Below are 24,333 nucleotides of genomic sequence, written 5' to 3'. Positions count from 1 at the left end.
CCCAGCGGCTGCGCACCCGCGGCCCGCTGCGCCCCGCGACCGTCGCCAAGAACCTCGGCGCCCTGCTGCTGGCCCTGCTCTTCCTCTTCCCGGTCTACTGGATGTTCTCCTCGGCACTGAAGCCGTCGAGCGAGATCCTCACCAAGGACCCGGTGTTCGTCTTCACCCCGACGACGGAGAACTTCGAGAAGGCCACCGGGGTCGACAACTTCTGGACGTACGTGACGAACAGTCTCGTCGTCACCGTCAGCGCGGTCCTGCTGGCCCTGCTCGTCGCCCTCGCCGCGAGCTTCGCGATCGCCCGCATGAAGTTCCGCGGCCGCAAGGGCATGGTCCTGGCCGTGATGATGGCGCAGATGGCCCCCTGGGAGGTCATGGTCATCGCGATGTACATGATCCTGCGGGACGCCGAGATGCTGAACAGCCTCCCGATGCTCACCGCGATCTACTTCGTGATGGTCCTCCCCTTCACCATCTGGACCCTGCGCGGCTTCATCGCCGCCGTCCCGGTGACCCTGGAGGAAGCCGCCCAGATCGACGGCTGCACCCGCGGCCAGGCCTTCCGCAAGGTGATCTTCCCGCTGCTGGCGCCCGGTCTGATGTCCACCTCGCTCTTCGGCTTCATCACCGCCTGGAACGAGTTCGCCATGGTCCTGATCCTGAACAAGGACAAGACCGCGCAGACCCTGCCGCTGTGGCTGACCCAGTTCAAAACCGCCTTCGGCAACGACTGGGGCGCGACCATGGCCGCGTCCTCGCTGTTCGCCGTCCCGGTCCTGCTGATCTTCATCTTCCTCCAGCGCAAGGCCGTCGGCGGCATGACCGCCGGCGCCGTGAAGGGATAACGGCCCATGACTGTCCTTGCGCACCGGGCGGACACCCTCACCCGCGACGCCCTCGCCGTCCTCCAGCCCGGTTTCGAGGGCACCACCGCCCCCGCCTGGGTGCTGCGCCGGGTCGGCGAAGGCCTCACCGCCGTGGGCCTCTTCGGCCGCAACATCGCCTCCGCGGAGCAGCTCGCCGCCCTGACCGCGCAACTGCGCGCCGAACGGGACGACGTCCTCGTCGCCATCGACGAGGAGGGCGGGGACGTCACCCGCCTGGAGGTCCGGGGCGGCTCGTCCTTCCCCGGCAACCTCGCGCTCGGCGCCGTCGACGACACCGCCCTGACCCGCGAGGTCGCCCGGGAACTGGGCCGCCGCCTCGCCGAGTGCGGGGTCAACCTCAACTGGGCGCCGTCCGCGGACGTCAACTCCAACCCCGACAACCCGGTCATCGGCGTCCGCTCCTTCGGCGCCGACACCGCCCTGGCGGCCCGGCACACCGCCGCCTACGTCGAGGGCCTCCAGGACGCCGGGGTCGCCGCCTGCACCAAGCACTTCCCGGGCCACGGGGACACCAACGTCGACTCCCACCACGCCATGCCCCGCATCGACGTGGACCTGGACACCCTGCAGGTCCGCGAGCTGGTCCCGTTCAGGGCGGCCATCGAGGCCGGCAGCAAGGCCGTGATGAGCGCGCACATCCTGGTGCCCGCACTCGACCCGACCCGCCCGGCCACGCTCAGCCCGCAGATCCTGACCGGTCTGCTGCGCAAGGAGCTCGGCTACGAGGGCCTCATCGTCACCGACGGCATGGAGATGAACGCCATCGCCGGGACGTACGGCATCGAGCGCGGCTCGGTCCTGGCCATCGCCGCCGGCGCCGACGCGATCTGCGTCGGCGGGGGACTGGCCGACGAGGCGACCGTCCTGAGCCTGCGGGACGCCCTCGTGGCCGCCGTACGCGAGGGCACGCTGGCGGAGGAGCGGCTCGCCGACGCCGCCGCCCGGGTGCGTGCCCTCGCCGAATGGACCCGCCGGGCCCGGCCGGACGCGCGACCGGAGGGGAGCCGCGCGTCCGGCATCGGCCTGACGGCGGCCCGCCGCGCGGTGGTCGTCTCGGGCACCCCGGCCACCGTGTCCGCCCCCTACGTGGCCACGCTCGCGCCCGTCGCGAACATCGCGGTCGGCGACGAGACCCCGTGGGGGGTGGCCGCGGAGCTGGCCGGGCTGGTCCCGGGCACCGGATCGGGCGTCTACCCCGAGGGCAGCGCCGCCGGGGACGTACTGGCCGCGGCGGGGTCCCGTACGGTCGTCGCCGTGGTGCGCGACGCGCACCGGCACCCCTGGATGGCCGAGGTGCTGGACGCCCTGGTCGCGGCCCGGCCGGACACGGTGGTCGTGGAGATGGGCGTACCGCTCGCCGAGCCGCGCGGGGCCCTGTACGTCGCCACGCACGGAGCCTCCCGCGTCTGCGGGCGGGCCGCCGCCGAGGTCATCGCGGGCACGCGGCGGGACTGACGCCGTCGGACGGGGCGCCGGACACCCGTCACGGGGGTGTCCGGCGCCGCCGCGTCCGGGCACGCGCGAAGGGCCGGGCCCCCGAGGAGGGGGCCCGGCCCTTTCCGCGTGGCGCCGGTGCTCCTACAGGCCCTGCCAGGAGGGCTTGTTGGCGAAGGTGTGGCGGAAGTAGTCGGCCAGCTTCAGCTTGGAGGCGGCCGCCTCGTCCACGACGACGGTGGCGTGCCGGTGCAGCTGCAGCGCGGAGGCCGGGACCAGCGCGGACAGCGGGCCCTCCACGGTCTGCGCGACGGCCTCGGCCTTGCCCTCGCCGGTGGCCAGCAGGACCAGGTGGCGGGCGTCGAGGATGGTGCCGATGCCCTGGGTGATGACGTGGTGGGGCACCTGGTCTATGTCGTCCTCGAAGAAGCGCGCGTTGTCCACGCGCGTCTGCTCCGTCAGCGTCTTGATCCGGGTGCGGGAGGCCAGGGAGGAGCACGGCTCGTTGAAGCCGATGTGGCCGTCCGTGCCGATGCCCAGCAGCTGGAGGTCCACCCCGCCGGCGTCCGCGAGGGCCTGGTCGTAGGCCGCGCAGGCGGCCTGGACGTCGGCGGCGGAGCCGTCGGGGCCCATGAAGGACCCCTCGGTCAGCCCGAGCGGCTCCACGACCTCGCGGAGCACGACGGCGCGGTAGGACTCCGGGTGCCCGGCCGGCAGGCCGACGTACTCGTCGAGCTGACAGATCCGGGCCCCGGAGGCGTCGACCTCGCCGGCCCTGACCTTGGCGGCGAGGGCTTCGTAGACGGGCAGCGGGGTAGAGCCGGTCGCCACGCCGAGCAGGGCGTCGGGCTTGCGGCGGACCAGGGCGGCCATGGCCTCCGCGATGAGCTCGCCGCCTGCCTTGGCGTCCGGGACGATGACAACTTCCACGCGGGGCCTGCCGATCTGAGAGAGGTGCGGACACTTGTGGTATAGACCAATCTAGCAGAGCGTGCCCGCCGATGGGCGGGCTCGTGCCCCTTCCATCGTCTTCCCGATCCCCGCCCCCCGCCCGGCCGCGCGCCGGGGGTCCTACAGCGCCAGCTGGAGACCGCCCGTGGCGTCCAGGTGCTGGCCCGTGACCCAGCGGGAATCCGGCGAGGCCAGGAAGGCCACCACGTCGGCGACCTCCTGCGGGGTGCCCACCCGGCCGAAGACCGAGCGCGAGGAGGCGTGCGCGCGGGCCTGCGGGTCGGCGAGCCAGGCGGCGTTGAGGTCGGTCTCGGTGATGCCCGGACCCACCGAGTTCACGGTGATCCCCCGCGGGGCGAGCGCGGCGGCCAGGGACACGGTCAGCGCGTTCACCGCGCCCTTGGCCATGATCGTGGCCAGGATCGCCGGCAGTGCGATGGCGGGGGTGCCGGTCACGTTGACGATCCGGCCCCCGTCGGTCAGCCGCTCCAGCCCGTGCTTGATCACGAAGAAGGGCGCCCGGGCGTTGAGCGCCTGGATCCGCCCGAAGGTCTCCTCGTCCGTCTCCTCGATGCCGGCGAAGGTCGCCGCCCCGGCGTTGTTCACCAGGACGTCCACCCGCTCCGTGGCCCGCGGATGGGCCCCGTACGCCGCCCAGAGCGCCTGCGCGTCCCCCGCCACCCCGAGCTCCGCCCCGATGGCGAAGGCGCGGCCCCCGGCCGCCGTGATCGCCCCGACGGTCTCCTCGGCGGCCCCCTCGTCGTGTCCGTAGTGGACCGCGACCAGGGCGCCGTCGCGGGCGAGGCGCTCGGCCACCGCCCGTCCGATGCCCCTGCTGCCGCCCGTGACCAGTGCCGTCTTCCCCTTGAGCACGCCCATGGCGCGCCCCCCTTCAGCATTTGCTAGCGGTCGATACAGAATGGACCGTACCAGATGTCTAGCGGTCGCTATAGAATGTGGCGCATGGTGACCGGACAACGTGGCAGGCCCCGCTCCTTCGACCGGGACGCCGCCCTCGACAAGGCCATGCTCGCCTTCTGGGAGAACGGTTACGAGGCGACGTCCATCGCCGACCTGACCAGGACCCTGGGCATCGGCGCGCCCAGCCTCTACGCCGCCTTCGGTGACAAGCGCAAGCTCTTCGACGAGGTCGTGGTGGTCTACGGCGGCCGGTACGGGGACTTCGCGGGCGTCGCCCTCGCGGAGGAGCCCACCGCCCGCGCCGCCATCGGCCGGATCCTGCGCGAGGCCGCCGAGATCTACACCGACCCGGCCCACCCGCCGGGCTGCATGGTGATCAGCGCCGCGGTCAACACCACCTCGCAGGAGGTGGCCGATGCCCTGCGCGAGCGCCGCAACGCCAACCTGGAGCTGTTCGAGAGCCGCATCCGGGCCGACGTCGCCACCGGCGAGCTGCCCGCCGGCACGGACGCGCGGGCGCTGGCCCGCTACGCGGGGGCCGTGCTCCAGGGGATGTCGCAGCAGTCGCGCGACGGGGCGGGCCGGGAAGAGCTGGAAGCGGTGGCGGAGCTGGCGCTGGGCGCCTGGCCGGCGTAGGGGACCCGCGTGGATTTCCGCGGCCTGTCGGCGGGGGAATTCCCGGGCGGCGAATTCGATCGTGCCGCACCCCTCCGGCGCGCTCACTTTCCGTCGCGCCGGCTTTCCGCAGCGTTGCTTTCCTCTGGGCCACGGTGCAGGACGGGACCCTCAGCCCGCCCGGCACCGTAGCCCGGAGTACTTACGGCCGACCGGGTGTGCGGTTCCCGACGGCCGGTGGGAGGTGCCTGCGCGGTCAGGGCAGAGCGCGCGGTTACCTCGATCCGTCCTCCTGTGCGGGGAGGGCGGAAACTTGACACAATTGTGGACTAGACCAATCTGTCCTGTCCATCCAATGGCGGGGTCTGCAATCCCGTCACTTCATCCAACAGTACGCGGAGTGGGCCCCTCCTGGGTACTCCTGAGTATTCGCCGTGTGGAAAGTCATCCCCGTACCCGGGGTACGCTCGCCACGTGCCCTCCATGAACGACCTCGTACGCCAGCACACCGCTCTCAGTGAAACCGACCTGGAGTGGCTCCACCTGCTGGTCTCGGAGTGGCAGCTGCTCTCCGACCTCTCCTTCGCCGACCTCGTGCTCTGGGTGCCCACCCTCGACGGCTCCCGCTACGTCTCGGTCGCGCAGATGCGCCCGAACACCGGCCCCACCTCGTACCAGGACGACATGGTCGGCCACCTGGTGCCGCGCGGCCGGCGCCCGCTGCTCGACGCCGCCCTCGACGAGGGCCGCATCGTGCGCGAGGGCGACCCCGAGTGGCGCGAGGAGGTGCCGGTCCGCGTCGAGTCGATCCCCGTCCGCCGCGAGGGCCGGGTCCTCGGCGTGATCGCGCGGAACACCAATCTGCTCACTGTGCGTACACCCAGCCGGCTGGAGCTCACCTACCTCCAGTCCGCCTCCGACCTCGCGCAGATGATCGCCGCGGGCTCCTTCCCCTTCCCCGGCCAGCAGGTCGACATGGACGCCTCCCCGCGCGCCGGGGACGGCCTGATGCGGCTCGACGCCGAGGGCGTGGTGACGTACGCGTCCCCCAACGCGCTCTCCGCCTACCACCGTCTGGGCCTCGCCTCCGACCTGGTCGGCCAGCATCTGGGCACCACCACCGCCGAACTCGCCCCCACCCGGGGCCCGGTGGACGAGGCCATCGTCAAACTGGCCAGCGGCTGGGCTCCCCGGGAGACCGAAGTCGAGGGCAACGGCGGGGTCATCCAGCTGCGCGCCATCCCGCTGAAGCCCAAGGGGACCCGGATCGGCTCCCTCGTGCTCTGCCGCGACGTCACCGAACTGCGCCGTCGCGAACGCGAACTGATCACCAAGGACGCCACCATCCGGGAGATCCACCACCGGGTGAAGAACAACCTCCAGACCGTGGCCGCGCTCTTGCGCCTCCAGGCCCGCCGGATGGATTCGGAGAACGGCCGCGAGGCGCTGAACGAGGCGGTGCGCCGCGTCGGTTCGATCGCGATCGTGCACGAGACCCTGTCTCAGAACCTCGACGAGCGCGTCGAGTTCGACGAGATCGCCGACCGCGTGATCGCGATGGTCGCCGAGATCTCGCCCGGAAAGGTGCGCTGCCGGCGCATCGGCCGCTTCGGGATCCTGGACGCGGAGGTCGCCACTCCGCTGTCGATGGTGCTGACCGAGATCCTCCAGAACGCCCTGGAGCACGCCTTCACCCAGGGGGAGGGCGGCACGGTCGAGGTGTCCGCGACCCGCACCGGAACCGGCCGCGCCGACGCCCGGCTGCTGATCACGGTGCTCGACGACGGATGCGGTCTGCCCGAGGGCTTCGACCCGCAGCGGGCCGGCAACCTCGGGCTGCAGATCGTACGGACCCTCGTGGAGGGGGAGCTCGGCGGCACCTTCGACATGCTCCGGGCCGAGCCGCGCGGCACCAAGGTCGTCCTCGACGTACCGGCGAGCCCGCAGAAGTAGCCCGCCGCGGGAGCCGGAACCGCGTTACGCAACGTGAGGGGAACAGCACTGAGCCCCGGACCGAATGGTTCCCGGTCCGGGGCTCAAGAGCACGTTGCTGAGCGCTTGTCTGGTACTACGCGCTGCGCGTCGAGGCTCGAAAAGTCGAATGTCAGGCGGTGGCGTTACGCGCCCGGTTGCGAGCGGCGCGGCGCTTCATGGCGCGGCGCTCGTCCTCGCTGAGGCCACCCCAGACGCCGGAGTCCTGACCGGACTCGAGCGCCCACTGCAGGCACTGCTCCATGACGGGGCAACGGCGGCAGACGGCCTTGGCTTCCTCGATCTGCAGCAGCGCAGGACCGGTGTTGCCGATGGGGAAGAAGAGCTCGGGGTCTTCCTCGCGGCAAACGGCGTTGTGACGCCAGTCCATGGCTGCTCCATCTCCTTGTATTGCGGGCAGGTTGCTTGTGAATGTGAACGCTTTCACGAATCCCCCCGTGAGGGAAGGGCCGACCCCCAGGTGACTGGTGGGGTCCGAAGATTCGTGGAGGGGTTCTGGCGTTCTGTGTGGGTGCCGGGTTTTGCGGGCTGTCCCGATCGCCATGTAGAGATTCGCAAACCTCGGACGGGGATACAACCCCTTCCGGAAAGTTTTTTTGGATTCGTCGGTGTCTACTAGGTCACAGCCCTAGTTCCTGGGGGTGGACCGGCGTGTAAACGTTCGAGTGGAAGGACTTTTGGCTCTTCCACTCACACAATCACACGCAGTGCACGGCGTACGCCTGTGAACCGAACGCTGGTGCGCAGTCCGAGGTGGTCCCCGTCCATCTGGAACGGGAGGGGAACCTTCGAATGCAAGGTGAAGTCGGTCAGATCGTGCAGAGACACCGCATGCTTGCCGTGCGGGCCGCGCTCAGGAGTCGAGGTCAGGAGCTGCGTGGCGTACCTGGCGACGGCCGGAGTTGACAAACGGTCGAGGGCCAATACGTCAAGCGCAGTATCGAACGACGCCTCCGGAGAGGCGTAAAGCGGACGATTGCCCAGATACGTCCAGGGCGAGGTGTTGCAGACTATCGACAGCACCAGATCCGTCACCGGATCCGCGCCGGGCCGCTCCAGCGTGATCGTCCCGCGCCGGCGGTTCGGCTCCTCCCAGAACTGGCGCATGAGCTGTCGCACGTACAGGGCGTGCGTCGAACGCTTGCCGCGTTCGCGCTGCTGCTCGACCCGCCCCACCACACCCGCGTCGAAGCCGAAGCCCGCGCAGAACGTGAACCAGCGCGCCGGGACCGACTCGTCCTCGGTCCCGGGGGTGCCGGCGGCCAGTCCCAGTCCCACCGTCCGCTCGCGCCGCTCCCGCAGCGCGTCCAGCAGGGCGCCGGTCGCCTCCACCGAATCGTTGGGCAGCCCGAGCGCGCGGGCGAAGACGTTCGTCGAACCGCCGGGTACCACCGCCAGCCGCGGCAGCCGCTCCGGATCGGGGCCCTCGTGCAGCAGTCCGTTGACGACCTCGTTCACGGTGCCGTCGCCGCCCAGCGCCACCACGAGGTCCACACCCTCGTGCGCGGCCTTGCGGCCCAGGTCGCGGGCGTGCCCCCGGTACTCGGTGGTCACCGCCTCCAGCTTCATCTCGCTGGCGAGCGCATGGGTCAGGACGTCGCGCGTGCGCGCACTGGTGGTCGTCGCTGCTGGGTTGGCCACGAGAAGTGCACGCATGAGCGCCAGACTACCCACCCCGTCATATGCGACCCCTACCGACCGTACCGTCAGCGCCCCGCGGGCCGCGGCTACCCTGCTGGGGTGAGCAAAAAGCCGACCTCCCACACCCCCGCCGCCCCCGCCGTCGCCGCCGCCGGAGCGGAGCCCGCGGCCCTGCCCGGCCGGCTGACCGGCGCCGCGGTGCTCACCGCGCTGGAGGGTCTGGCCCTGGCCGGACTCGGCCTCTACATGCTGTACGTCGGCATCGCGGGCCACCCCGATTCCGCGCAGCAGGCCGAGACCGGGGGGATCACCCTGCTCGGGCTGGCCGCCCTGCCGCTGATCGCGGCGCGCGGGCTGCACCTGGGCCGCCGCTGGAGCCGCGGCCCGGCGCTGATCACCCAGCTGATGGCGATGCCGGTGGCCTGGACCCTGTGGAACACGGGCGGCGCGATGCGGATCGCCGCCGTCGCCCTGGCCCTGGCCGCGGTGGCCGTCGTGGTCCTCCTCGTGAACCCGACGGCGACCCGGGCGCTCGGAATCGGGCCCGGAGACCAGGCCCGATAAGTCCCTCCCGAGCGCCGTTCCCCGGCTACTCCTCGACCAGGAGCTTCTCGCGGAGCTGGGCCAGGGTGCGGGCCAGCAGCCGGGAGACGTGCATCTGGGAGATGCCGACCTCCTGCGCGATCTGCGACTGGGTCATGTTGCCGAAGAACCGCAGCAGCAGGATCCGCTTCTCCCGCGGCGGAAGCCCCTCCAGCAGCGGCTTGAGGGACTCGCGGTACTCGACGCCCTCCAGCGCCTCGTCCTCCGAGCCCAGCGTGTCCGCGACCGCCGGCGACTCGTCGTCGGTGTCCGGCACGTCCAGGGAGAGCGTGCTGTAGGCATTGGCCGATTCCAGCCCCTCCAGCACCTCCTCCTCGGAGATGCCCAGCCGCTCCGCCAGTTCGTGCACGGTGGGGGAGCGGCCGTGCTGCTGGGACAGTTCCGCCGTGGCCGTGGTCAGCGAGAGCCGCAGCTCCTGCAGACGCCGGGGCACCCGTACCGCCCAGCCCTTGTCGCGGAAGTGCCGCTTGATCTCGCCGACCACGGTGGGCGTGGCGTACGTCGAGAACTCGACCCCCCGGTCCGGGTCGAACCGGTCCACCGATTTGATCAGGCCGATGGTGGCGACCTGGGTCAGGTCGTCCAGCGGCTCGCCGCGGTTGCGGAACCGCCGCGCCAGGTGCTCCACCAGCGGCAGGTGCATCCGCACCAGCCGGTTGCGCAGCTCCGCCCGCTCCGGTGAGCCCTCGGGCAGCTCGCGCAGCTCGAAGAACAGGGCCCGCGCACCGCTGCGGTCCCGCGGATCCGGCAGCGCGGGGGACGCGCCCGGGGCGGCCGGGGCCGCGGCGGCGGCCGCCGGTGGCCGTGATGGTTGTGGTTCCTCGTTCTGGTTCTCGCTCATAGGGCCCGCCCGTCGCTCCGCCGAGTCCAAAAAGCCGTCTTCCGCATCCGCGTCAGCCGGGTGCGGCCGGGCGTGCTGCTGTTCGGGGATGCCCCCGTCGACCTCGTGCCGTACCCGGGGCCGATCCCCGCCCCGCACCGGGATCTCCCCGCCGCTCACACCGGGCCTGGCCCCGCGCCGCGCTGTTTGTAGAGGCTGATGCTCACTGTCCGGTTCTCCTCGACCGTGGCCTCGACCTTGCCGGCCAGCGCCGACAGGACCGTCCACGCGAACGTGTCGCGCTCCGGTGCGCGCCCGTCGGTGGTCGGCGCCGAGACGGTCACTTCCAGCGAATCGTCGATCAGCCGGAAGACGCAGCTGAGGACGGAGCCGGGCACGGCCTGCTGGAGCAGGATCGCGCAGGCCTCGTCCACGGCGATGCGGAGGTCCTCGATCTCGTCGAGGGTGAAGTCCAAACGTGCCGCGAGACCGGCCGTGGCCGTTCGCAGCACCGACAGGTAGGCACCCGCAGCCGGCAGCCGGACTTCCACGAAGTCCTGGGTCCCGGGCTCGCCTGCGATCTGGGACACCCTCACCTCCAAGGTGGTACGAGCTCTGTTCGCCGGTGACGCTACCGCGATCCGGGCGATCGTGTCGCGGCACCCCTCATGGCGCCCGTTTTGGAACGCCTGGGCCGACCCCGCTCCTGTCCGGTGACTGATGGTAAGCCCACGGGTACGCACAGTGGCTAGGGGTCTGCGGGCCCAAATAAGGGGAACCGGCGGAGGGTTGACCTACCCCGCTTCAGACGATCGAACCGTCGACAAAACACCACCGCCAGCTCTCGCCCGGCTCGAAGCTCCGCATGACGGGATGACCGGTCTCCTTGTGGTGCGCGGTGGCGTGCCGGTACGGGGAGGAATCGCAGCACCCCACGTGCCCGCACGCCAGGCACATCCGCAGCTGCACGGGATGGCTCCCGAGCACCTCACATTCGGGGCAGGTCGGCGCATGCGGGACGGGCTCGGGGCGCGGCAGTTCGGCAACATGGGTGCACTCGCTCATGATGGCCAGCGTACGGGTGGGGCGACGAGTGGGGATGGAACGCATGGAGGTATTGCCGCTGGTGGCGCTGGTGGCGGGGAGCGCCGCCGTCGCGGGACTGGCGCGGAGGACGCCGGTGCCCGCGCCGCTGCTGCTGGTCGCCGTCGGCCTGGTCGCCGCGTACGTTCCGGGACTGCCCGCGTACACGCTCGATCCGCACATCGTGCTGCCGCTGCTGCTCCCGCCGCTCCTGCACACGGCCGCGGTGGACAGCTCGTACCTGGACCTGAGGGCCAACGCGCGGCCGATCGCGCTGCTGTCGGTGGGGTACGTGCTCTTCGCGACGCTCGCGGTCGGCTGGGTGACGTACATGGTGGTGCCGGGGCTGACGCCACCGGTGGCGCTGGTGCTGGGCGCGGTGATCGCACCGCCGGACGCGGTCGCGGCGACGGCGATCGCCCGCAGGCTCGGGCTGCCGAACCGGATCACGACCATCCTGCAGGGTGAGTCCCTGGTCAACGACGCCACCGCCATCACCGCCTACAAGGTGGCGCTGGCGGCGGCGGTCGGGGTCGGCGCGGGCTGGGCCGGAGGGGTCGCGGAGTTCCTGCTGGCGTCGGTGGGCGGGGTCGGCGTCGGCCTGCTGCTGATGGTGCCGATCCACCAGCTGCGCACCCGGCTGAAGGAGCCGCTGCTGCAGAACACCCTGTCGCTGCTGATCCCCTTCGTGGCGTACGCGGCCGCCGAACGGGTGCACGCCTCGGGCGTGCTGGCGGTGGTGGTGGTCGCGCTGTACCTGGGCCACCGCAACTGGCAGGTCGACTTCGCGACCCGGCTCCAGGAGGAGGCGGTGTGGAAGGTCGTCGCCTTCGTGCTGGAGTCGGTGGTCTTCGCGTTGATCGGGCTCCAGCTGCCGGTGGTCCTCAAGGGGCTCGGCGAGTACGAGGGCGCGGCCGCCTTCGGGTACGCGCTGGTGGTGTTCCTGGCGGTGGTGGTCGCGCGCTACCTGTGGGTGTTCCCGGCGACCTTCGTGCCGCGGTGGGTGTCGGAGCGGATCCGGCTGCGCGAGCCGGACACCGACTGGAAGGCGCCGGTGATCGTGGGGTGGGCCGGGATGCGGGGGGTGGTGTCGCTCGCGATCGCCTTCTCGGTGCCGATGGGCGTGCCGCACCGGAACCTGATCCTCTTCCTCACCTTCACGACGGTCATCGGGACCCTGGTGGTGCAGGGGCTGACCCTGCCCCCGCTGATCCGGATGCTGAAGCTGCCGCCGAAGGACCGGCAGGCGGAGACCCTCGCGGAGGCGCAGGCGCAGAGCGAGGCCTCGCGGGCGGCGGAGGAACGGCTGGTGGAGCTGCTGGAGTCCCCGGCGAACAACAGCCTGCCGCCGCCGCTGGTGGACCGGCTGCGGACGGTGCTGGAGCGGCGGCGCAACGCGGTGTGGGAGCGGCTGGGCGAGGTCAACCCGCTCACGGGGGAGTCCGCGGACGACGTCTACCGGCGGCTCGCGCGGGAGATGATCGCGGCCGAGCGGGAGGTGTTCGTGTCCCTGCGGGACGGGCGCCGGATCGACGACGAGATGCTGCGCGGGCTGCTGCGCAGGCTGGACCTGGAGGAGGCGGCGGCCTACCGGGAGGAGACGTGACCCCGCGCCCCGGCGGGGCGCGGGCTACGGACGGCCGGTGACGACGGCGGTGAGCGTGGTGCCGCGGGGGAAGGTGCCCGCACGGGTCAGGGCCGTGAGGGCCCAGAGGAGCTTGGCCACGTAGATCCGCTCCACCGGGAACCCGTGGCGGGACTCGAAGTCGGCGGCGAACTCGTCGAGCGGCGCGGGGACCCGGGCGTAGCCGCCGTGGTCGAAGCCCTCGGCCAGGGTCCAGTCGCCGGCCGGGCCACCGAAGGCCCCGTGCTGGAGGGAACGTATCTCCGGAGCCAGGAAGCCCCCCGCCAGGACGGGCACGCCCAGGGCACGCTGGCCCGGGTCCAGGCCTGCGGCCAGTCCGGCCAGGGTGCCGCCCGTGCCGCAGGCCACCGCCACGACGTCGCAGGCGCCGCGCAGCTCACGGCCCAGTTCGGCGCACCCCCGCAGGGCGAGCGCGTTGCTGCCGCCCTCGGGGACCACGTACGCGCCCGCGGCCCCGGCCGACTCCAGCAGCCGCCCCAGGGTCTCCGGTTCGGCCTTGCGGCGGTAGTCGGAGCGGGTCGTGAAGTGCAGCCGCATGCCGTCCGCCGCGCAGCGGGCGAGGGAGTCGTTCAGCGGCCGCCCGGCGAGCTCGTCCCCGCGGACGACGCCGACGGTCCCCAGCCCGAGCAGCCGGCCGGCCGCGGCGGTGGCCCGCAGGTGGTTGGAGTAGGCCCCGCCGAAGGTGACGAGCCGGTCGTGCCCGGCCTCCAGGGCCGCCCGGAGGTTGGGCGCGAGCTTGCGCCACTTGTTGCCGGGCAGCTCGGGGTGGACGAGGTCGTCCCGCTTGAGGAGGAGCCGGACCCCGTGCGCGGCGAAGCGGTCGTCGGCGGCCTCGACCAGCGGGGACGGCGGGCGGGGGAGCAGCTCGGGGTGGGTCACCCGTCCATTGTCGGGTCAGGACAGGCGGAGGGTGAGGTAGGGGACGGAGTCTCCGGGCATGAGGTAGCGCTCGGTCTCGGTGAAGCCCCGGGCGAGGGCGAAGCGCAGGCCGTCCTGGTTGGACTCCAGGACGATCGTCTCCACGGCGGCCGGGGAGAGGGCTCGGGCCCGCTCCAGGACGTGGGTGTAGAAGGCGGTGCCCAGGCCCCGGCGGCGGTGGGCGGGGAGGATCCGGGCGATCACGGTGGCGGTGCCGTCGTTGTCGGGCGTGGGCGGGCGCAGGGTGCCGCAGCCGACCAGCGTGTCGCCGGTGTAGGCGACGTCCAGGCGGTTGCGCACGGCGCGTTCGCGGACCTCGGCGAGGGTGAGGGCGTCCGGAGGGATGATCAGGTTGTGGACGTCGTGCCAGTGGCGGACGGCCTGTTCGTCGTCGGCCGCCACGGGGACGATGCGGAGATCGGTTGGCATGGGTGCAGGGGATCCCGGCGGCGGCCGGGGGGTCAACCGGTTTTGATCACTTGAGGCGTTCGGCCACGCGGGCGCGCATCGAGTCCATGGTGAACCCCTTGGGGTCGATCTTCCCGGGCTGCCATTCGAGGTGGCCCAGTACGGAGCGGGAACCCCAGCCGTGGACCCGGCAGACGGCGGCCGCCGCGCGGGCGACGGCGTCGAGCTGGACGGCCGGCCAGGGGTCCTCGCCGTCGCCGAGGTTCACGCACTCGAAGCCGTAGAAGTGGCGGTTGCCGTCGGTGTCGGCCTGGCGGTCCGGGGGGAGCCGCCGTTCGGCGATCACGGCCGCCAGGACGTCGGAGTCGCCGGCTCCGGCGTGGTTGGCGCGGCCGTAGCCGACCAGGTGGACGCGGCCGTCCTTGCCGATGACCCCGTGGCAGAGCGGGCCGGGCAGGTCGGAGTCCCCGTCGCGGCAGAGTTCCACGCTGTAGGCGGTGCCCCGGGTGACGGTGTGGTGGATCATCACCCCGTTGACGGGCCCCCAGGGGCCCTTGTGGTTGCGGTTGTGGGTGCGCCAGGCGCCGACCTGGACGACGGTGAGGCCCTCGGCGCGCAGGGCGCCGAGGAACCGGTCCGCGGACATGGGTACGGACATGGCCGCCTCCTTGTGTGGCGGTGCGCGACGGACACCGTGTGTGTTCGTCTCATCACGTACCGGTGTAGTGGAGGCGGCTGTTCCGCCGCTAGGGCATTCGTACGGTGTGCGATCCGATCCGGACAGGCGGGCGTCAGGCCGAGGCGAGCCAGAGGTCCGGGCCGAAGACCTCGTAGTGGATGTCCGAGGCGGGGACCCCCTTCGCGATCAGCTGCGCGCGCACCGACCGCATGAAGGGGAGCGGACCGCACAGGTACGCCTGGGTGCCGGGGGCGACCGGTACGGACTCCAGGTCCACCAGCCCGGTGGAGTCGCCCGGTTCGGCGTCGGCCTCGTACCAGAAGCGGGCCGAGGCGTCGGGGAGCTTGTGGGTCAGGGAGCGGTGGTCGGAGCGGAGCGCGTGGTCGGCCGGGGAGCGGTCGGCGTGCAGGACGGTGACGGGGGCGGCGTGCCCGGTGTCGGCGAGGTGTTCCAGCATCGACAGCATCGGGGTGCAGCCGATGCCGGCCGAGGCCAGCAGCACCGGTGCGGCGGAGTCCCGCAGGACCAGGTCGCCGTACGGGGCCGAGACGCGCAGGGTGTCGCCGGTGCGGACCCGGGAGTGCAGGTGGTTCGAGACCTCGCCGTCGGGGCCGCCGGCGGCCGGGCCGTGGACGCGCTTGACGGTGATCGAGCGGACCGGGGAGCCGGGGGCGCCGGAGAGGCTGTACTGGCGGATCTGGTGGGCGCCGTCGGGGAGTTCGACCTGGACGGAGACGTACTGGCCGGGCCGGAAGGAGGGGGCGGGCGCGCCGTCGGCGGGGGCGAGGCGGAAGGTGGTGCAGTCCGCCGTCTCCTCGACCCGGCCGGCCACGGTCCACTCCCGCCAGACGTCGCCGGCGGTGACCTGCTGCTCGGCGTGGAGGCGTTCCTCGATGGCGATGAGGGCGTTCGCCATCAGCCAGTAGACCTCGTCCCAGGCCTCGGCGACCTCGGGGGTGACGGCGTCGCCGAGGACCTCGGCGATGGCCTCGAAGAGGTGCCGGTGGACGACGGGGTACTGCTCGCGGGTGACGCCGAGGGAGGCGTGCTTGTGCGCGATGCGGTTCAGCATCACGTCGGGGCGGGTGTCCGGGTGCGCCAGGAGGTGGGTCGCGAACGCCGCGACGGAACCGGCGAGGGCCTGCTTCTGGAGTCCGGCGTTCTGGTTGCCGCGGTTGAACAGGTCCCGGATCAGGGCCGGGTGGGCGGCGAACAGCTTCTCGTAGAACAGCTCCGCTATCTCGCCGATGGCGGCTCCGACGGCGGGCAGGGTGGCGCGTACGGTCGCGGTCGACTTCTCGGACAGCATGCGGAGCTCCTCGTGAATTGGTATTTCAGATTCATATTCAAGCCCAGCGAAGGGCGCTCCCGCGATGCGGACGTTCGTTCGGGAGGCCCCTCGGGTCCAGGCTGGGCGGGCGGTGCGGCGCAGCTAATCGGCCACTCGGCCCTCGGTGGCGGGACCTTCGTCCCGGCTCCGGCCGCCGCCGGAGATCCCCAGCAACAGCGGCCCCGTCGGGGCCGCCACCAGTGCGTCCACCGTGAGCGGGTCCAGGGTGGCGAAGAAGGCCTCCTGGGCCCGGCGCAGCGCGCCGCGCAGGACGCACGCCCCGCGCAACGGGCACGGAACCGTGCCGTCGCAGTCCACGACGTCACCCTCCCCCTCCAGGTCCCGCACCAGGCCGCCGACCGACGCGGTGCGTCCGGCGGGGGTGAGCGCGAGCCCGCCGCCGCGGCCGCGCCGCGCCTCGACCAGCCCGAGGTGCTGCAGGCGGGCGACCACCTTGGCCGTGTGGGTGTACGGGACCTCCATGGTCGCCGCCACCTCCCGGGTGGTGGGGAGTTCCCCGTTCTCGACGGCCAGGCGCATCAGGACGCGCAGCGCCAGGTCGGTGAATCGCGTCAGCCGCATGACCCCAGGTTAGAAAACTTGCATCGCAGATACAACTTATGGAGCGGGGCGCGAGAAGTGGCCGGAACCGGTGGGGTGCGGAGGGGGTCCTGTGAAGACGTTCAACCCGGGAGGATGCCCAGACCCACACGGAGTAGTCCCACCCTTTTGTGTAATGGTCTCACCACGTTGCGTGCTGGAAGTGTTCCGTCCCGCAGATCCATGGAGTGATCGAAAGGGAAAGACATGTCGGTCCAGGCGGGTTCCGAAACCGAACCCCAGACACCGCAGCGCAGTCTCGGCACCTCGGCCGCGCGGAACTTGGCCACCACGACCAAGTCCGCGCCGCAGATGCAGGAGATCACCTCGCGGTGGCTCCTGAAGATGCTCCCGTGGGTCTCGGTGCAGGGCGGCGCCTACCGCGTCAACCGCCGCCTGAGCTACTCCGTCGGCAACGGCATCGTGGAGTTCATCAAGACCGGCACCCAGGTCCAGGTCATCCCCGCCGAGCTCGGCGAACTCCCGCTGCTGCGCGACTACGACGACGAAGAGGTCCTCACCGAACTCGCCGCCCGCTGCCGCCAGGTCGACTTCGAAGCCGGTCAGGAGCTCACCTCCTTCGGCAGCCCCTCCGACCGGGTCTTCCTGCTCGCCCACGGCCGCATCGACCAGATCGGCCCCGGCCCCTACGGCGAGGACGCGGTCCTGCGTACCGTCGCCGACGGCGCCTACTTCGGCGAGGGGGCCCTCACGGACGAGGAGGCGATCTGGGAGTACACCGCCCGCGCCGCCACCTCCGGCACCGCCCTCGTCCTCTCCCGCCAGGACTTCCAGCTCCTCGCCGACCGGGTCGACTCGCTGCGCGCGCACGTGGACCGGGCGCGGTCCGCGCCCGCCCAGCGCACCAACACGTACGGCGAGGCCGCGATCGACCTCTCCGCGGGCCACCGCGGCGAAGCCGTCCTGCCCGGCACCTTCGTCGACTACGAGGCCCGCCCGCGCGAGTACGAACTCTCCATTGCACAAACGGTCCTGCGCGTCCACACCCGCGTCGCCGACCTGTACAACCAGCCGATGAACCAGACCGAGCAGCAGTTGCGGCTCACGGTCGAGGCGCTGCGCGAGCGCCAGGAGCACGAGATGCTCAACAACCGCGACTTCGGCCTGCTCCACAACGCCGACTACGACCAGCGCATCCAGCCCCACGAGGGCGCGCCCACCCCCGACGACTTCGACGCCCTCCTCGCGATGCGGCGCGGCTCCAAGATGTTCCTCGCGCACCCCAAGGCCATCGCCGCCTTCGGCCGCGAGTGCAACAAGCGCGGCCTCTACCCGGAATCGGTGGACGTCGGCGGCCACCGGGTGCCGGCCTGGCGCGGGGTACCGATCTTCCCGTCCAACAAGATCCCGGTCAGTGACGCCCGTACGACGTCCATCCTGTGCATGCGCACGGGCGAGGACGAGCAGGGCGTGATCGGCCTGCACCAGCCCGGGATCCCGGACGAGATCGAGCCCAGCCTGTCGGTGCGCTTCATGGGCATCAGCGAGCAGGCGATCATCTCCTACCTGGTCACCGCCTACTTCTCCGCAGCCGTGCTGGTGCCGGACGCGCTCGGCGTGCTGGAGAACGTCGAGATCGGCCGCTGGCGCTGATGACCGCGAACGCCCTCGCCGCGGGCGAGGGGCAGGAGGCGGCGGCCCTGCTGGAGCGTACGAGAGAAACGGTCAACCCGGAACTGCGCAGGACCGTCGAGAGCCTGCCCGGGTCCATGCGGCGGGTGGCGATGTACCACTTCGGCTGGGAGGACGAGGAGGGCCGCCCGGCGGACGGCGGTGCGGGCAAGGCCATCCGGCCCGCGCTCGTCCTCGCCTCCGCGCAGGCCCTGGGCGGCCCGCTCGCCGCAGGGCCCGGTGAGCCCGGTGATCCCGCCGGGCGGGGGGTCGTACGGGCGGCGGTGGCCGTGGAGCTGGCGCACAACTTCACGCTGCTGCACGACGACGTCATCGACAAGGACGTCCGCCGGCGCGGGCGTCCCACGGCCTGGACCGTCTTCGGTATACCGGACGCGATCATCACGGGCGACGCCGTGATGGCGCTCGCGCTGCGGCTGTTCGCCGAGGATCCGCACCCGGCCGCGGCGGCCGCCTCCGCCCGGCTCGCGGCCTGCGTCATCGAGCTGTGCGCCGGACAGCAGGCGGACTGCGCCTTCGAACGCCGCCCGGACGTCGCGCTCGACGAGTGCCTGACCATGGCGACGGCGAAGACCGGGGCCCTGCTGGGCTGCGCGTGCGCCCTGGGCGCGCTCTACGCGGGGGCCGGGCCGGAGGAGGTCGAGGCGATGGACGCCTTCGGCCGGGAGGCCGGGCTGGCCTTCCAGCTGATCGACGACCTGATCGGCATCTGGGGGGATCCGGGGCACACCGGGAAGCCCGCCGGGGCCGATCTGCTCGCCCGCAAGAAGTCCCTCCCGGTCGTGGCCGCCCTCACCTCGGGCACCCGGGCCGGGGCGGAGCTGGCCGATCTGTACGCGGGCCCGATGGCCGGGGACGACGTGCGCGCCGCGGCCCGCGCGGTGGAGCGGGCCGGCGGGCGGGACTGGGCGCAGGCCCATGCCGCCGACCGGATGGGCCGGGCGGTGCAGGAACTGTCCCGGGCCGTCCCGGACCTCGCGGCGGCGGGCGGGCTGCTGGCGCTGGCGGAGTTCGTGACGCGCCGTACGAGGTGACCGCGGGGGGAGGGGGGTACGGGGAAGGCGCGTTCCGGCACCGGGAAGGCGCCGGAACGCGCCTTCCCGCGCAGGTGGCCCAACTCTAGGATCACTCAGTGTTGTTGAGACCTGAGTGGACCTGAGTGGAGGGTGTGACCTGTGGTGCTGGAGATACGCCAGGCGGACCAGTCGGACCGGGACGCGGTGGCGCGGCTGCTGGACGAGGCCTTCCGCAGCGACCCGGTGAGCTGCTGGGTCTTCCCCGATCCGGAGCACCGGGCCGCCGTGCACGGCCGCTTCCTCGGCGTCTTCGTGGACGTGGCGCTCGCGGAGGGCCGGATCGACTACGCGGCGGACGGCTCGGCGGCGGCGCTGTGGCTGCGGGTCCCTGCGGACGACCCGGAGGCGGAGCCCGTCGAGGACGAGGTCCCGGCGAAGATGCGGGCGGTCGCCGATCCCGGCAACGAGCGCTGCGAGCTGGTGGGCCGGCTCACGGGCGCGGTGCACCCCACGACGGAGGAGCACGAGTACCTGCTGATGATCGCGGTGGCGCCGGGGCGGCAGGGCGAGGGGCTGGGCACGGAGCTGATCAGGCCGGTCCTGGAGCGCTGCGACCGTGAGGGCGTCCCCGCGTACCTGGAGGCGAGCAGCGAGCGCAGCCGTGCGCTCTACGAGCGGCTCGGCTGGGAGTTCACGGGCGAGGCGGTGCGGCTGCCGGACGGGCCGCCGATGTGGCCGATGTGGCGCAAACCGCTGGGCTGAGGCGGGGACCCCGAGACGATCGCCTCCGCCGGCCGGGCCCGGCCGCACCGTCCTCGGCGGCGGCCGGATCATCACCTCGTACGACGTCAAGCGCTGAAGCGCGCCGCCCGCGCGGAACCGGCCTACCGTGGAGGTATGGCCGGTGAACAGCAACAGCGGGTGCGCGGGACGGTGGCCCCGCGGGCCGGGCACGAGCAGCTGACGTGCCAGGCCTGCGGGCGCGCCGTCGACACCCTGCTGAGACGACGCAAGTCCCTCGGTATCTTCGTGCCGGAGTGGAGCCCGGGTCCCTGCCGGAACCCGGACTGCACGCGGTACGCCGCCGGCGGCTAGCCCTTGGTGTCCATGCCCGAGGCGACCAGGCCGTTGGCCCACAGCTGGTTCACGCGCGAGCGCTCGGCGCTGTTCGGGTTGGGGTTCGTGCACGAGGTGCCCGGACCGCCGCCCGACATCAGTTCGCTGCACGGCCCCGAGTAGTGGTCCGGCAGGCCCAGCACGTGACCGGTCTCGTGCGCCGTCACGCGGGTGGAGTTGTACTGCTGGTTCTGGGCGTAGTCGAGGAAGATGTAACCCCGTCCGTGCCCGTCGGTGCTCGCGTACGAACCGCGGGAGTCGTTGCCCTCGTAGTACGAGAAGTTCCCGCCGGAGGACACCTCCTGGAGCTTCACGTTGGACACCGAGCTGTTCCATATCTGGGTGGAACGGGCGATCACGCTGCGGAAGCTCGGCGCGTTGCGGGTGTTGTAGGTGACGGTGACGGCCATCAGGCCGGGGTTGGCGGCGCGCTGCTCGGCGACCGAGCGCTTCACGGCCTCGAAGAAGGCGCTGTTGGCGGCCTGGTTCTCCTCGGAACGCTCGTACGCGGCGTAGCTGGCCGGGTTGCCGGCCGGGGCGTTCGCCGCCGTGGCCGTGGGGACCACGCCGCCGAGGGCCGCGGCGATGCCGAGGCCGATGGTCGCGGACAGCGTGATCCTGCGGGAGTGGCGCATGTGGGGGGCTCCTACTCAGCCGGTGCGGTGGGGGGTGGATGGGTCGTCCGGTACCGGAGTCTGCGGGAGCCGAAGGGGCTCGGGGATGATGTCAGCACCCGATAGCGCCGGCCTATCGGGAAGATTTCGACAGGGCAACTGGCGTGAGAATGGCGGGATTCGGGGGGCTATAGGTGGCTGGTGCGGTCCGTCGGCCGCCCCCTACCCTCGGGACATGGAGCTTGAGGTCAGGCACCTGAGGGCGCTGTGCGCCATCGCCGACGCCGGCAGCCTGCACAAGGCGGCGCGGCAGCTCGGCGTGAGCCAGCCCTCGCTGACGACCCAGCTGCGCCGGATCGAACGGGCCCTGGACGGCGAGCTGTTCCTGCGGGAGCGCACCGGCTGCCGGCCGACGCCGTTCGGGCGCACGGTGCTCGGCCGGGCCCGGCCCCTGCTCGCGGAGATGGCCGCGCTGGTCGCCGAGGCCCGCGCGGCGGCGCACGGACCCCGGCTGAGGCTCGGCTCGACCGCGAGCCGCGCCCTGCCGGGGTGGCTGCGGCGGCTGCACCGGCGCGCGCCCGACACGGAGACCTCGCTGGTCGTCGACGTCTCGGCCAACGCGCTGCTGCGGATGGTGGCCGCCGGGCAGCTGGACGTGGCCTTCGTCCACGAGGTCGAGGGCTGCCCCCTGCGGGTGCCGGAGGGGCTCCAGCTGCACGTGCTGATGGAGCGCGAGCCGCAGTTCGTGTCCATGGCGCGGGACCACCCCGCCGCGCGGTCGTCGGTGGTGGAGTTACAGGACCTGGCCCGCGACCGCTGGACCGTCGACCCTTCCGTCGACGGCGAATGGGACGGACTGCGCCGGGTCTTCGCCGGGGCGGGCCTCGATCCGCCCGTGCTGCACGCCGACTACCACACCGCCACCTCGCTGATCGTCTCCGGCGAGGCGGTCGCGCCCTGCCAGCCGACGTCGGGGCCCCGGGACGACATGGCCATCCGGCCCCTGTCGGGGGACCCGCTCGCGGTCCGCCTGCTCCTCGCCACGCGGCCGGGGGCGCACGCGGAGGTCTACGAGGACCTCCGCGCGGCCTATCGCGAGGCGGCGTTGCGCACGCCGCCGTACCGGGCCTGGCTGCGCCACCACGCGAGCCCCCTCCTGGCGGCCTGAACCCCCGGCCCCGCCCCGGCCGGGCGGGGTCTCAGCCGGTGCCGCCCGCGGCGTTGCGGGTGACCTCGACGTGGGCCGCCCTCAGGGTGCCGGCGGTGATCCCGGGCAGCCCGTTGCGGGGTTCCCCGCGTCCGGCTCCGTCAGCCGGTACGCGCACCCGGGAGCCGGCCGGAGCGCGTCCGCACCCGCCGACGCGCCGGCCGCCCGGATGGCGGCGGAGAGCCCCGCGACCGGGCACGGCACGCTGACGGCGTGGTCGCCCCCGTGCGCGTACGGCGCCGGCAGCGCCGCAGCCGCGCCGGTCACCGGCCCGGCCGGGATGTCGCGCAGGTGCTTGACTTCACCCTGCCGCGATATATCGTGTTCTACAGAAGACGCGATATGTTGCGTGCGTAGCCCACGAGGAGGAGCAGCACCATGGCAGAGCAGATGACGTGGTCCGTCGCCGCACCGCAGAAGCTCACCTTCGAGCAGCCGGTGACCGACCTGCGCGTCCGTGTGGTCGGCGGCACGGTCAACGTGGTGGCCGCCGCCGACGCGGGGCCGGCGCGCCTGGAGGTCGCCGAGGTCGACGGGCCGCCCCTGCACGTGGTCCAGGAGGACGGCACCCTCACCCTGTCCTACGAGGACCTCCCCTGGAACGGCTCCCAGGGCTTCAAGAAGTGGTTCGAGGGCAAGCCGTGGAAGGCCTGGAAGGGCGCCTCCGAGGACGGCCGCAAGGCCTGGGAGCGCAGTGTGACCGTGACGCTGACCCTGCCGGCCGGCACCCACGTGCAGCTGGCCACCGTCAGCGCCACCGTCTTCGTCTCCGGCATCGCGGGCGGCACCGAGGTCAACGGGGTCTCCGGCGACGCGACCCTCGTCGGGCTGTCCGGCCGGGTCAAGGCGCACACCGTCTCCGGCAGCGTCGAGGCCCAGTCCCTGACCGGCGAGCTCGGCTTCCACTCCGTCTCCGGCGGCCTGACGGTGGTCGACGGCTTCGGCGGCAACGTACGGGCCGACTCGGTCAGCGGCGACATGCTCATCGACCTCGCGCCCGACCCGGCCGCCCCCAAGCCGGTGGACATCTTCCTCAACTCCGTCTCCGGCGAGGTGGCGATCCGCCTGCCGCACCCCGCCGACGCCAAGGTCGAGGCCAACACCGCCACCGGCGGGGTCTCCAATGCCTTCGAGGACCTGCGGGTCTCCGGGCAGCTCGGCGCCAAGCGGATCACCGGCACGCTCGGCACGGGTGCCGGCACCCTGCGGGCGACGACCGTCTCCGGGGCCATCGCCCTGCTGCGCCGCCCGCAGGCCGACGCGGACACCCCCCTCCAGCTCGACAAGAAGGTGCTCTGAGATGCCGCCCGTCTTCGCCCACGGCCGACTCCGCCTCTACCTGCTCAAGCTCCTGGACGAGGCGCCCCGCCACGGGTACGAGGTGATCCGCCTGCTGGAGGAGCGCTTCCAGGGCCTGTACGCCCCCTCCGCGGGCACCGTCTACCCGCGGCTGGCGAAGCTGGAGGCGGAGGGACTCGTCACGTACGCGACCGAAGGCGGGCGCAAGGTGTACTCCATCACCGAGGCGGGCCGGGCCGAACTGGCCGACCGCGGCGGTGAACTGGCCGACCTGGAGCTGGAGATCCGCGACTCCGTCTCCGAGCTGGCCGCCGAGATCCGCGACGACGTCCGGGGCGCCGCCGGCGACCTGCGGCGCGAGATGCGGGCCGCCGCCTCCGCCACGGCCACCCAGGTCGACGACGAGTCCTGGAAGGCCGCCAAGGAGGAGCTCCGCAAGGCGAGGCAGGAGTGGAAGGAACAGGCCCGCCGGGCGAAGGACGAGAGCCGCCGGGCCCGTGAGGAGGCCCAGCAGGCCCGCCGCCAGGCCAAGGAGGCCCAGGAGCGGGCCCGCGAGGAGGTCCAGCGGATCGCCGCCCAGCTCCAGGAGCAGTTCGCCAAGCCCGGCGGGGTCTTCGGGAGCCTCGCCGGAGCCTGGCTCGGCACGGGATCCGCGGGCACCGCCCCCACCGGGTCGACCGGTGCCCCGGGACCCTCGGGTGCCGGGTGGGCCGAGGACCTCGCGCCCACCGCCGACCCGGCACGGGACCTGGACCGGCTGCTGGACCGCTTCCGCGACGACGTCCGCGACGCGGCGCGCGACCACGGCGTGACCCCCGCCCAGCTGGCCGAGGCCCGGGCCCACCTGGCCGCGGCCGCCGCCCGGATCGAGGCCGGGCTGCGGCCGGGCGCGTAGGGGAGG

Annotated in this window: 27 protein-coding genes; 13 read left to right on the top strand and 14 right to left on the bottom strand. The window is 72.5% G+C overall.

The window, feature by feature from the left end; translation table 11 throughout:
- Positions 1-8 precede the first annotated feature (8 nt).
- Entirely contained in the window at positions 9-845 is an 837-nt protein-coding gene (locus ACZ5D2_RS06090) for a carbohydrate ABC transporter permease (RefSeq protein ID WP_371681162.1), read from the top strand.
- Positions 846-851: 6 nt separating this feature from the next.
- The gene (locus tag ACZ5D2_RS06085; RefSeq protein WP_371676728.1) at positions 852-2,342 is read left to right on the top strand and encodes a glycoside hydrolase family 3 protein; all 1,491 of its coding nucleotides are present in this window, start codon (positions 852-854) and stop codon (positions 2,340-2,342) included.
- 123 nt (positions 2,343-2,465) lie between these two features.
- Here ACZ5D2_RS06085 and nagB read toward each other — a convergent pair whose 3' ends face one another.
- Entirely contained in the window at positions 2,466-3,251 is a 786-nt protein-coding gene (nagB, locus tag ACZ5D2_RS06080) for a glucosamine-6-phosphate deaminase (protein WP_371676727.1), read from the bottom strand.
- 141 nt (positions 3,252-3,392) lie between these two features.
- The gene (locus ACZ5D2_RS06075) at positions 3,393-4,151 is read right to left on the bottom strand and encodes an SDR family oxidoreductase (protein ID WP_371676726.1); all 759 of its coding nucleotides are present in this window, start codon (positions 4,149-4,151) and stop codon (positions 3,393-3,395) included.
- A gap of 84 nt (positions 4,152-4,235) precedes the next feature.
- Between ACZ5D2_RS06075 and ACZ5D2_RS06070 the strand changes: the two genes are divergently transcribed.
- On the top strand, positions 4,236-4,829 hold the full coding sequence (locus ACZ5D2_RS06070; protein WP_371676725.1) for a TetR/AcrR family transcriptional regulator: 594 nt from the start codon (positions 4,236-4,238) through the stop codon (positions 4,827-4,829).
- A 462-nt stretch (positions 4,830-5,291) separates the two neighbouring features.
- Positions 5,292-6,761 carry a sensor histidine kinase gene (locus tag ACZ5D2_RS06065; protein WP_371681161.1) on the top strand — a complete coding sequence of 490 codons (1,470 nt, stop codon included), beginning with the start codon at positions 5,292-5,294 and terminating at the stop codon, positions 6,759-6,761.
- A 151-nt stretch (positions 6,762-6,912) separates the two neighbouring features.
- Here the strand turns inward: ACZ5D2_RS06065 and ACZ5D2_RS06060 are convergent, their stop codons facing one another.
- Together ACZ5D2_RS06060 and ACZ5D2_RS06055 are read right to left on the bottom strand one after the other, a co-directional pair.
- Positions 6,913-7,170: a WhiB family transcriptional regulator gene (locus ACZ5D2_RS06060; protein ID WP_004937597.1), complete on the bottom strand. Its 258-nt coding sequence runs from the start codon at positions 7,168-7,170 to the stop codon at positions 6,913-6,915.
- Between the two features lie 320 nt (positions 7,171-7,490).
- Entirely contained in the window at positions 7,491-8,456 is a 966-nt protein-coding gene (locus ACZ5D2_RS06055) for a diacylglycerol/lipid kinase family protein (RefSeq protein ID WP_371676724.1), read from the bottom strand.
- Positions 8,457-8,540: 84 nt separating this feature from the next.
- Between ACZ5D2_RS06055 and ACZ5D2_RS06050 the strand changes: the two genes are divergently transcribed.
- The gene (locus ACZ5D2_RS06050) at positions 8,541-9,005 is read left to right on the top strand and encodes a hypothetical protein (protein ID WP_371676723.1); all 465 of its coding nucleotides are present in this window, start codon (positions 8,541-8,543) and stop codon (positions 9,003-9,005) included.
- 25 nt (positions 9,006-9,030) lie between these two features.
- On the opposite strand, the gene ACZ5D2_RS06045 is transcribed toward ACZ5D2_RS06050, so the two are convergent.
- The 3 genes from ACZ5D2_RS06045 to ACZ5D2_RS06035 all read right to left on the bottom strand — a co-directional run bounded on the left by ACZ5D2_RS06045 (position 9,031) and on the right by ACZ5D2_RS06035 (position 10,929).
- Positions 9,031-10,029: an RNA polymerase sigma factor SigF gene (locus tag ACZ5D2_RS06045; RefSeq protein ID WP_468927588.1), complete on the bottom strand. Its 999-nt coding sequence runs from the start codon at positions 10,027-10,029 to the stop codon at positions 9,031-9,033.
- An 11-nt stretch (positions 10,030-10,040) separates the two neighbouring features.
- On the bottom strand, positions 10,041-10,454 hold the full coding sequence (locus ACZ5D2_RS06040) for an ATP-binding protein (RefSeq protein WP_266842211.1): 414 nt from the start codon (positions 10,452-10,454) through the stop codon (positions 10,041-10,043).
- A gap of 214 nt (positions 10,455-10,668) precedes the next feature.
- Complete coding sequence (locus ACZ5D2_RS06035) at positions 10,669-10,929, bottom strand: UBP-type zinc finger domain-containing protein (RefSeq protein ID WP_371676721.1); 261 nt, start codon at positions 10,927-10,929, stop codon at positions 10,669-10,671.
- Between the two features lie 43 nt (positions 10,930-10,972).
- Between ACZ5D2_RS06035 and ACZ5D2_RS06030 the strand changes: the two genes are divergently transcribed.
- Positions 10,973-12,553 (top strand): Na+/H+ antiporter, encoded by a 1,581-nt coding sequence (locus ACZ5D2_RS06030; RefSeq protein ID WP_371676720.1) that lies wholly within the window; start codon positions 10,973-10,975, stop codon positions 12,551-12,553.
- 24 nt (positions 12,554-12,577) lie between these two features.
- On the opposite strand, the gene ACZ5D2_RS06025 is transcribed toward ACZ5D2_RS06030, so the two are convergent.
- From ACZ5D2_RS06025 to ACZ5D2_RS06005, 5 genes are all read right to left on the bottom strand, one after another.
- Positions 12,578-13,471, bottom strand: a complete 894-nt coding sequence (locus tag ACZ5D2_RS06025) for a 1-aminocyclopropane-1-carboxylate deaminase/D-cysteine desulfhydrase (RefSeq protein WP_371676719.1) — start codon at positions 13,469-13,471, stop codon at positions 12,578-12,580.
- A gap of 15 nt (positions 13,472-13,486) precedes the next feature.
- Positions 13,487-13,939, bottom strand: coding sequence for a GNAT family N-acetyltransferase (locus ACZ5D2_RS06020; RefSeq protein ID WP_468927475.1), 453 nt, complete (start codon positions 13,937-13,939; stop codon positions 13,487-13,489).
- Between the two features lie 46 nt (positions 13,940-13,985).
- Complete coding sequence (locus tag ACZ5D2_RS06015) at positions 13,986-14,576, bottom strand: N-acetylmuramoyl-L-alanine amidase (protein WP_371676717.1); 591 nt, start codon at positions 14,574-14,576, stop codon at positions 13,986-13,988.
- A 133-nt stretch (positions 14,577-14,709) separates the two neighbouring features.
- Positions 14,710-15,906, bottom strand: a complete 1,197-nt coding sequence (locus tag ACZ5D2_RS06010; protein WP_468927471.1) for a globin domain-containing protein — start codon at positions 15,904-15,906, stop codon at positions 14,710-14,712.
- A gap of 123 nt (positions 15,907-16,029) precedes the next feature.
- Positions 16,030-16,509, bottom strand: a complete 480-nt coding sequence (locus ACZ5D2_RS06005; RefSeq protein ID WP_468927468.1) for an RrF2 family transcriptional regulator — start codon at positions 16,507-16,509, stop codon at positions 16,030-16,032.
- Positions 16,510-16,734: 225 nt separating this feature from the next.
- Between ACZ5D2_RS06005 and ACZ5D2_RS06000 the strand changes: the two genes are divergently transcribed.
- From ACZ5D2_RS06000 to ACZ5D2_RS05985, 4 genes are all read left to right on the top strand, one after another.
- On the top strand, positions 16,735-18,141 hold the full coding sequence (locus ACZ5D2_RS06000) for a family 2B encapsulin nanocompartment shell protein (RefSeq protein WP_371676714.1): 1,407 nt from the start codon (positions 16,735-16,737) through the stop codon (positions 18,139-18,141).
- On the top strand, positions 18,141-19,214 hold the full coding sequence (locus ACZ5D2_RS05995) for a family 2 encapsulin nanocompartment cargo protein polyprenyl transferase (RefSeq protein ID WP_371676713.1): 1,074 nt from the start codon (positions 18,141-18,143) through the stop codon (positions 19,212-19,214). Before ACZ5D2_RS06000 ends, ACZ5D2_RS05995 begins: the two co-directional genes overlap by 1 nt.
- 141 nt (positions 19,215-19,355) lie before the next feature.
- Complete coding sequence (locus ACZ5D2_RS05990) at positions 19,356-19,958, top strand: GNAT family N-acetyltransferase (RefSeq protein WP_371676712.1); 603 nt, start codon at positions 19,356-19,358, stop codon at positions 19,956-19,958.
- Positions 19,959-20,093: 135 nt separating this feature from the next.
- Positions 20,094-20,291: a hypothetical protein gene (locus ACZ5D2_RS05985; protein WP_266842224.1), complete on the top strand. Its 198-nt coding sequence runs from the start codon at positions 20,094-20,096 to the stop codon at positions 20,289-20,291.
- On the opposite strand, the gene snpA is transcribed toward ACZ5D2_RS05985, so the two are convergent.
- Positions 20,288-20,947 (bottom strand): snapalysin, encoded by a 660-nt coding sequence (gene snpA / locus ACZ5D2_RS05980; RefSeq protein ID WP_371676711.1) that lies wholly within the window; start codon positions 20,945-20,947, stop codon positions 20,288-20,290. The two genes, ACZ5D2_RS05985 and snpA, sit on opposite strands and share 4 nt — an antisense overlap.
- 214 nt (positions 20,948-21,161) lie before the next feature.
- Between snpA and ACZ5D2_RS05975 the strand changes: the two genes are divergently transcribed.
- Positions 21,162-22,094, top strand: coding sequence for a LysR family transcriptional regulator (locus tag ACZ5D2_RS05975; RefSeq protein ID WP_371676710.1), 933 nt, complete (start codon positions 21,162-21,164; stop codon positions 22,092-22,094).
- Positions 22,095-22,125: 31 nt separating this feature from the next.
- Here the strand turns inward: ACZ5D2_RS05975 and ACZ5D2_RS05970 are convergent, their stop codons facing one another.
- Complete coding sequence (locus tag ACZ5D2_RS05970) at positions 22,126-22,251, bottom strand: hypothetical protein (protein WP_371676709.1); 126 nt, start codon at positions 22,249-22,251, stop codon at positions 22,126-22,128.
- Between the two features lie 260 nt (positions 22,252-22,511).
- On the opposite strand from ACZ5D2_RS05970, the gene ACZ5D2_RS05965 reads away from it, so the two are divergent.
- Entirely contained in the window at positions 22,512-23,432 is a 921-nt protein-coding gene (locus tag ACZ5D2_RS05965) for a DUF4097 family beta strand repeat-containing protein (RefSeq protein WP_371676708.1), read from the top strand.
- A 1-nt stretch (position 23,433) separates the two neighbouring features.
- Entirely contained in the window at positions 23,434-24,327 is an 894-nt protein-coding gene (locus ACZ5D2_RS05960) for a PadR family transcriptional regulator (protein WP_371676707.1), read from the top strand.
- The last annotated feature ends 6 nt before the right edge of the window (positions 24,328-24,333 follow it).

This window comes from Streptomyces sp. NPDC031479 (assembly GCF_055581065.1).
The sequence above is the reverse complement of the archived record's forward strand: the minus strand, read 5'-3'. Positions and strand labels throughout refer to the sequence as shown.